This is a genomic window from Pseudomonas sp. S32, from assembly GCF_016648095.1.
Taxonomy (GTDB): domain Bacteria; phylum Pseudomonadota; class Gammaproteobacteria; order Pseudomonadales; family Pseudomonadaceae; genus Aquipseudomonas; species Aquipseudomonas parafulva.
Window position 1 is genome coordinate 23,393 of record NZ_JACVVF010000054.1, and the last position, 6,000, is coordinate 29,392.

The window sequence follows — 6,000 nt, forward strand, 5'->3', positions numbered from 1 at the left end:
CAAAGCGGGTGCCAGACTGAACGCCTGGCACACGAAGCCAACTAATATACGTGCCACCCGCGCCCCGGAAAAGACGGCGTACGGTGAAATTAAGCCTGCCGAGGTACCCCCATGCAAAAGATCGAGAAAACCCTGGAACAATGGCGCTCGATGCTCGACCCCGAGCAATACCAGGTGTGCCGGCTCAAGGGCACCGAGCGGCCCTTCAGCGGCAAGTACAACAGCGAACGCCGCGATGGCATCTACCACTGCATCTGCTGCGGGCTGGCGCTGTTCGATGCGCAGACCAAATTCGATTCCGGTTGTGGCTGGCCCAGCTTCTACGCGCCGATAGAAGACAGCGCCATGATCGAGATCCGCGACACGTCCCACGGCATGATCCGCACCGAGGTCACCTGTGCGCGCTGTGATGCGCACCTGGGCCATGTGTTCCCCGATGGCCCGGCACCTACCGGCCTGCGCTACTGCATCAACTCGGTGTGCATCGACCTGCGCCCCCGCGACTGAACGGAGCCCCGATCATGGCAGCTTTGAAGCTGGACATTCCCTGTGTGACCCTGGGCGGCGAGCACAAGCAGCTGAGCGACTTCCCTGGCAAAGCGCTGCTGGTGGTCAATACCGCCAGCCAGTGCGGCTTTACCCCGCAATACAAAGGCCTGGAGCAGCTGTGGCAGGCCTATCGCGACCGCGGGCTGGTGGTACTGGGCTTTCCCTGCAACCAGTTTGGCAAGCAGGAGCCAGGCGAGGCGCGGGACATCGCGCAGTTTTGCGAGCGCAATTTTGGCGTGAGCTTCCCGCTGTTTCGCAAGGTCGAGGTCAACGGCCCCGGCACCCACCCGCTGTTCGTCGAACTCAAGCAGCGTGCCCCTGGCATTTTGGGCAGCCAGAAGATCAAGTGGAACTTCACCAAGTTTCTGGTGGACCCGGCCACGGGCCAGGTGGTGCGTTATGCACCCACCACCAAGCCTCAGGCGCTCGAAGCCGATATCGAACGCCTGCTCAGCCGTTGAGCGGTACCCACTGGTCGATCAGTGCCTGCAAGTCTTCGCGGCGGAACGGCTTGGCCAGGTAGTCGTCCATGCCCGCTGCACGGCAACGCTCGCGCTCTTCGGGCATGGCGTTGGCGGTAAGCGCAACGATCGGGAGGTTGGGCCAGCGTCCGCTCTGGCGAATGTGGCGGGTGGCCTCGTAGCCATCCATCACCGGCATGTTGCAGTCCATCAATACCAGGTCGAAGGCTTGCTGTTCCAGCAGGGTCAGCGCCTCGGCACCTTGGGTGGCCAGTTGCACCTGGCAGCCCAGCTTGGCCAGCATGCCCTTGGCCACCAGCTGGTTGACCGGGTTGTCTTCTACCAGCAGGATGCGCGCCCGGCCTTGCGCCGGGGTGGCGGCGGGGCTGGCCAGGGGGTGCTCGGCCTCCTGCCCCTGCAGGATGCGGCGCAGGGTCTGGTAGAGCGCGGCCCGCGCAAGTGGCCGTGCCAACTGGTGCAGGGGGGCGAGGGCAAGGGCCTGCTCGCCGGGTAGAAAGTTGCCGTAGGCGGTCACCAGCAGGATCGGGGTTGGCATGGCCTTGCGCACTGCAGCCAGTGCCTGCACGTCGTCGACGATCAGCAGGTCGATGTTGCCCGGCAGGGTGGCGGCATCGTCATGCCGTTGATAGCTCAGCCCCCAGCCGGGCAACAGGCCCTCGAGCAGTTCGTGCAGCCCGCTGCCACTCGCGCTGAGTGCCGCCACGTTGCCGTGTAGAGCTGCCGGCTGGATGGCGCTGGCATATTCGACCAAGGGCAGTTCGGCGGTAAAGCGGCTGCCAAAACCCGGCTCGGATTTGATATGCAGGTGGCCATGCATGGCTTTGCAGAGGTTGCGCGTCAGTGCCAGCCCCAGGCCCGTGCCGCCGTACTGGCGGGTAATGCCGGCACCGGCCTGGGTGAAGGGCTGGAAAATCCGCGCCTGAGCCTCTTCGGGGATACCGATGCCGGTGTCACGTACTTCCAGACGTACGCCGCCGACGATGGCCACCAGGTGCACGTCCACGCGGCCAAAGCGGGTGAACTTGAGTGCGTTGGACAACAGGTTGCTGACGATCTGCCGCACCCGTGTAGGGTCGCCTAGCACGCTGGCAGGGAAGTCGCGGGCAATAAGGCAGGTCAGTTCCACGCTTTGCGCAGTGTTCTGCGACAAAAGGCTGGCCGTGTCCTCGACCATGGAAGCCATGTCGAAGGCGATGCGCTCCAGCTCCAGTTGCCCGGCGTCGAACTTGGACAGGTCGAGGATATCGTTGAGCAATTCGACCAGTACCTTGCCGGAGTCATGGGCAATGGCCAGTTGCTGGCGCTGCTCTTCCGGTGAAGGGTTATCCAGGGCCAGGGCGATCATGCCGAGCATGCCATTGAGCGGGGTGCGGATCTCGTGGCTCATGTTGGCGAGAAACGCAGCGCGTGCCTGCGCCATGTCCAGTGCCCGGCGGCGCGCCTGTTCCAGCTCCTGGTTGGACAGGCTCAGGCTACTGTTAGTGGCCTTGAGCTCGTCGGTGCGGGCCGAGACGATGTCTTCCAGCTCGTTCAGGTATTGCGTAAGGCGGTTTTCGGCAGTGCGCCGCTGTTCGATCTCGGTCGCCATGCTGACGAATTGCTGGTTGGCCACTTTCACCAGCACGCCGATCTCGTCATGCTCGTGGCCGGATGGGCACTGCACGCGGGTTTGCCTTGGCTTGCGCGGGTCGCTGCCGCTGAGGGCAGCAATCACCGTGACCAGGGGCTTGGTCAGCATCATGTAGAACAGCGCCAGCAGGATGCCCGTCAGTACCAGGCTACGGGCGAAGCCGGTCAGCAGGGTGATGCCGGCCCGGTCCAGAAAGCGCCGGCCGAAGGTGTAGGTGTCTACGTCCAGGTATAGCGTGCCCAGGTATTCCTCGGGCATATGGGTCAGAAACAGGCGCTCGCGCAGTTGGCGCTGCTCGCCGAACAGGAAGTCGCTGAGCGGACGGTAACGGTCCTGCTGGCGCGGCCGTTCCACATCGGCCAGCACCGTTTCGTTGTTGTCGATCAGGCGTGCACGGATGATTGCCGGAGACTGCAGCAGCCCGCGCGTCAGCTCCAGGGCCAGTTCCGAATCGATGTTGTAGGCAATGCGCGAGGCGGTGTTGTGGCTGATTTGCAGCAGGGCGCGCACTTCACGGTTGATCGACGCGTCCTCACTGGCATAATCGATGCCGATCTGGATGAGACTGAGCAATGTTCCCAGGATGAAGCCGACCAGGACTGTCAACCGGGCTTGCTTGTATGACAGGCGATTGGTGAACTTGATATCCATGGGTCCCGAGCCGGTTCTACGTGCCTTGCGCTGCGCAAGCATAGCCGATCAACCTCGGCTGCTGGTGGGCTTGTCACCCATTCAGGCTTGATTGGTCTGTCCCCCCCTTTTCAGGAGTCGTCATGGACGCCCGCTTGATCGCTTTCCTGGACCGCGCCGAATCGGTGCTGGCGCGCCTCGAACCCCTGTTGCCGGCCGAGCGCCCGGCTATCGACTGGTCTACCACCCTGGCCGCACGCTGGCAGCGCGACGGGCGCAGCGGTTACCTGCTGCCCCTTGAGGTCAGCCTGGACATCCGCCTCAGCGACCTGATCGGCGTCGACCAGCAGCGCGAGCAACTGGGCCGCAATACCCATCAATTCATCCAGGGCCTGCCCGCCAACCATGCGCTGCTGTGGGGCTCGCGCGGCACTGGCAAGTCTTCGCTGGTGCGTGCTCTGCTGGCCGAACACGCCGGGGCCGGCCTGCGCCTGATCGAAATCGAACGCGACCACCTGGCCGATCTGCCTCGGGTGGTGGAACTGCTGCACGCGCTGCCACAACGCTTTGTGCTGTTTTGTGACGACCTGTCGTTCGAGGCCGGGGAGGGTGATTACCGGGTGCTTAAAAGCGTGCTCGATGGCTCGCTGGAGCAGGCACCCGACAACGTGCTGCTCTACGCCACCTCCAACCGCCGCCACCTGGTGCCGGAAAAAGAGAGCGACAACGAGAACTGGAAGCGCGTGGACGGGGAGCTGCACCCCAGCGAAGCGGTGGAGGACAAGATTGCCCTGTCTGACCGCTTCGGCCTGTGGCTGTCGTTCTACCCGTTTACCCAGGGCCACTTCCTGAATGTGGTCGAGCACTGGATCGAGCAGTTGGCGCGGCCTGCGGGCCTGGCCTGGCAGCGTGACGAACAACTCGACATACTCGCCGTGCGCTGGGCGACCGGCCGCGGTAACCGTAATGGCCGTTGTGCCTATCAGTTCGCCCGCTACTGGGTTGGGCTGCAATTGCTGGAGCAAAGTAAATGATCGACCTCAAAGCCACTGGCACGGGCCTGGACGGCTATGCCCTGATGGCGGCGCAAGTGCAGGCGCTGTTTGCCGACGAGCGTGACTTCATCGCCAACGCCGCACAGTTTTCGGCGTTTCTCTACCACCAGGTCGAGGACCTGAACTGGGCCGGCTTCTATCTGAACCGCAACCAGGAACTGGTGCTTGGCCCGTTTCAGGGGCAGGTAGCCTGCGTGCGCATTCCGTTCAGCAAGGGGGTATGCGGCGCGGCCGCGGCCACCGGTAAAACCCAGCGGGTGGAGGATGTACACGCCTTCCCGGGGCATATTGCCTGTGACAGCGCTTCCAACAGCGAACTGGTCATCCCGCTGATCAAGGGCGGCCGCCTGATTGGGGTGCTGGACCTGGACAGTCCGTCCATTGGGCGTTTCAGTGAAGCGGACCAGGCAGGGCTTGAGCGCCTGGCCGCCATCTTCCTCGAACTGACAGACTGCTGACCGGCCAATCGCCTGTACTGGGCGCTAGCGCAGCGCCCGTGCAGGCATGGGGGTCAGTCGTACATGGCCTTCTTCTTCCAGGTTTCCTCGTCGTCGGTCTTCAGGCCTTCAGTCAGCTCGTTCTCTTCGTTCTCGGCAGGCGCCAACTGGTCCAGCACCTGGGCGTTCACCCGGGCCAGCAGTTTCTCCAGGTACGTCAGTTGCTCTTCGTATAGCTTGGGTTCTGGCTGCTTGCGCAGGTACTGCACACCACGCTCGAAGGCCAGGCGCGCCTGGCCGGGCTGTTCGTTCTGCAGGGCCTGTTGCCCCAGGTTATTGAAGAACTCGATATGCAGCAGCACCAGGATGTGGCGGATTTCCTTCAGCCAATGCTTGGCTTCAGGGGCAGGCAAGAAGCCTTCCTGCGCCGCGCGGGTGATCTGGTTGTGCAGTGCCTCGAGCAGAAAGCGCACATCCTTGGCCTTGACCTCGGTAAGGATTGGGTTGGGCGGGTTGTTGACCGGGATCTTGTCGCCTTGTGCGATCAAGGCATCCAGTTCGGCGATACGGGCCTTGAGCTGGGCGTTGTGCTTGTCCACACCCAGCTGGCGCTGGTTGAGGTTGAGCTCCAGGCGGGTCAGCAGCAGTTTTAGCCCTGGCGTCATGAACTGGCCGGGGAAGGTTTCGGTGATCTCGCCGCAACGGCGCAGGCGGTCGGCCAGCTCGATCTTCATCCGGGCCCGCTCGAGCTTGCCGTTCTCCACGACATTGTTCAGGTAGCCGATCAGGATCAGCAGCGCGATGCCCGCCACGATGAGCAGTGTGATCAGAAGTGGTGTCACCGTGTATGCCTCATGAAAAAGGTTGCCTTAGGGTAGGGGCGAGCCTGCTCGCGAGGCCCCCTGACCGGGTTCCCTTTTATCGGCAGCCTGCCCCAGAACTGCATGCTGGCACATTAACGCCGACCTGACGCCAAAAAATCAACGTACACGCATCAGGGCCTGCCTCAAGGGCATTGTGGAAACCCGGAAGTCATTGATTTAAATAAATTTCTACAAAGGGGTTGACGCCTCAACGAAGCATCCATAGAATGCGCGCCACTTGCAGCGTAAAGCACACAGCGAAACACGGCAGGTAGTGAAAGCAGGCAGCAATGCCAGCAGCGTGTCCCCTTCGTCTAGTGGCCTAGGACACCGCCCTTTCACGGCGGTAACAGG

Annotated in this window: 6 protein-coding genes; 4 read left to right on the forward strand and 2 right to left on the reverse strand. The window is 62.8% G+C overall.

Translation table 11 applies throughout. From position 1 onward, the window contains the following. The first annotated feature begins 111 nt into the window (after positions 1–111). Together msrB and IAE38_RS20920 are read left to right on the forward strand one after the other, a co-directional pair. Positions 112–507, forward strand: coding sequence for a peptide-methionine (R)-S-oxide reductase MsrB (msrB, locus tag IAE38_RS20915; RefSeq protein ID WP_028634782.1), 396 nt, complete (start codon positions 112–114; stop codon positions 505–507). Positions 508–521: 14 nt separating this feature from the next. Next, complete coding sequence (locus IAE38_RS20920; protein WP_201164824.1) at positions 522–1,010, forward strand: glutathione peroxidase; 489 nt, start codon at positions 522–524, stop codon at positions 1,008–1,010. Here IAE38_RS20920 and IAE38_RS20925 read toward each other — a convergent pair. Further along, positions 1,000–3,354: a response regulator gene (locus IAE38_RS20925; protein ID WP_201219085.1), complete on the reverse strand. Its 2,355-nt coding sequence runs from the start codon at positions 3,352–3,354 to the stop codon at positions 1,000–1,002. The two genes, IAE38_RS20920 and IAE38_RS20925, sit on opposite strands and share 11 nt — an antisense overlap. 80 nt (positions 3,355–3,434) lie before the next feature. On the opposite strand from IAE38_RS20925, the gene IAE38_RS20930 reads away from it, so the two are divergent. Then, the gene (locus tag IAE38_RS20930; RefSeq protein WP_201219087.1) at positions 3,435–4,325 is read left to right on the forward strand and encodes an ATP-binding protein; all 891 of its coding nucleotides are present in this window, start codon (positions 3,435–3,437) and stop codon (positions 4,323–4,325) included. Continuing rightward, positions 4,322–4,804 carry a GAF domain-containing protein gene (locus IAE38_RS20935; protein WP_201219089.1) on the forward strand — a complete coding sequence of 161 codons (483 nt, stop codon included), beginning with the start codon at positions 4,322–4,324 and terminating at the stop codon, positions 4,802–4,804. The genes IAE38_RS20930 and IAE38_RS20935 overlap by 4 nt, the downstream gene beginning before the upstream one ends. Positions 4,805–4,857: 53 nt before the next feature. Here the strand turns inward: IAE38_RS20935 and IAE38_RS20940 are convergent, their stop codons facing one another. Continuing rightward, positions 4,858–5,625, reverse strand: a complete 768-nt coding sequence (locus tag IAE38_RS20940) for a hypothetical protein (protein WP_028634787.1) — start codon at positions 5,623–5,625, stop codon at positions 4,858–4,860. Between the last annotated feature and the right edge of the window lie 375 nt (positions 5,626–6,000).

Coding starts and splice junctions, on each gene's coding strand:
- IAE38_RS20930 (WP_201219087.1), top strand. CDS start 3,435: ATGGACGCCCGCTTGATCGCTTTCCTGGACCGCGCCGAATCGGTGCTG.
- IAE38_RS20935 (WP_201219089.1), top strand. CDS start 4,322: ATGATCGACCTCAAAGCCACTGGCACGGGCCTGGACGGCTATGCCCTG.
- msrB (WP_028634782.1), top strand. CDS start 112: ATGCAAAAGATCGAGAAAACCCTGGAACAATGGCGCTCGATGCTCGAC.
- IAE38_RS20920 (WP_201164824.1), top strand. CDS start 522: ATGGCAGCTTTGAAGCTGGACATTCCCTGTGTGACCCTGGGCGGCGAG.
- IAE38_RS20925 (WP_201219085.1), bottom strand. CDS start 3,354: ATGCTTGCGCAGCGCAAGGCACGTAGAACCGGCTCGGGACCCATGGAT.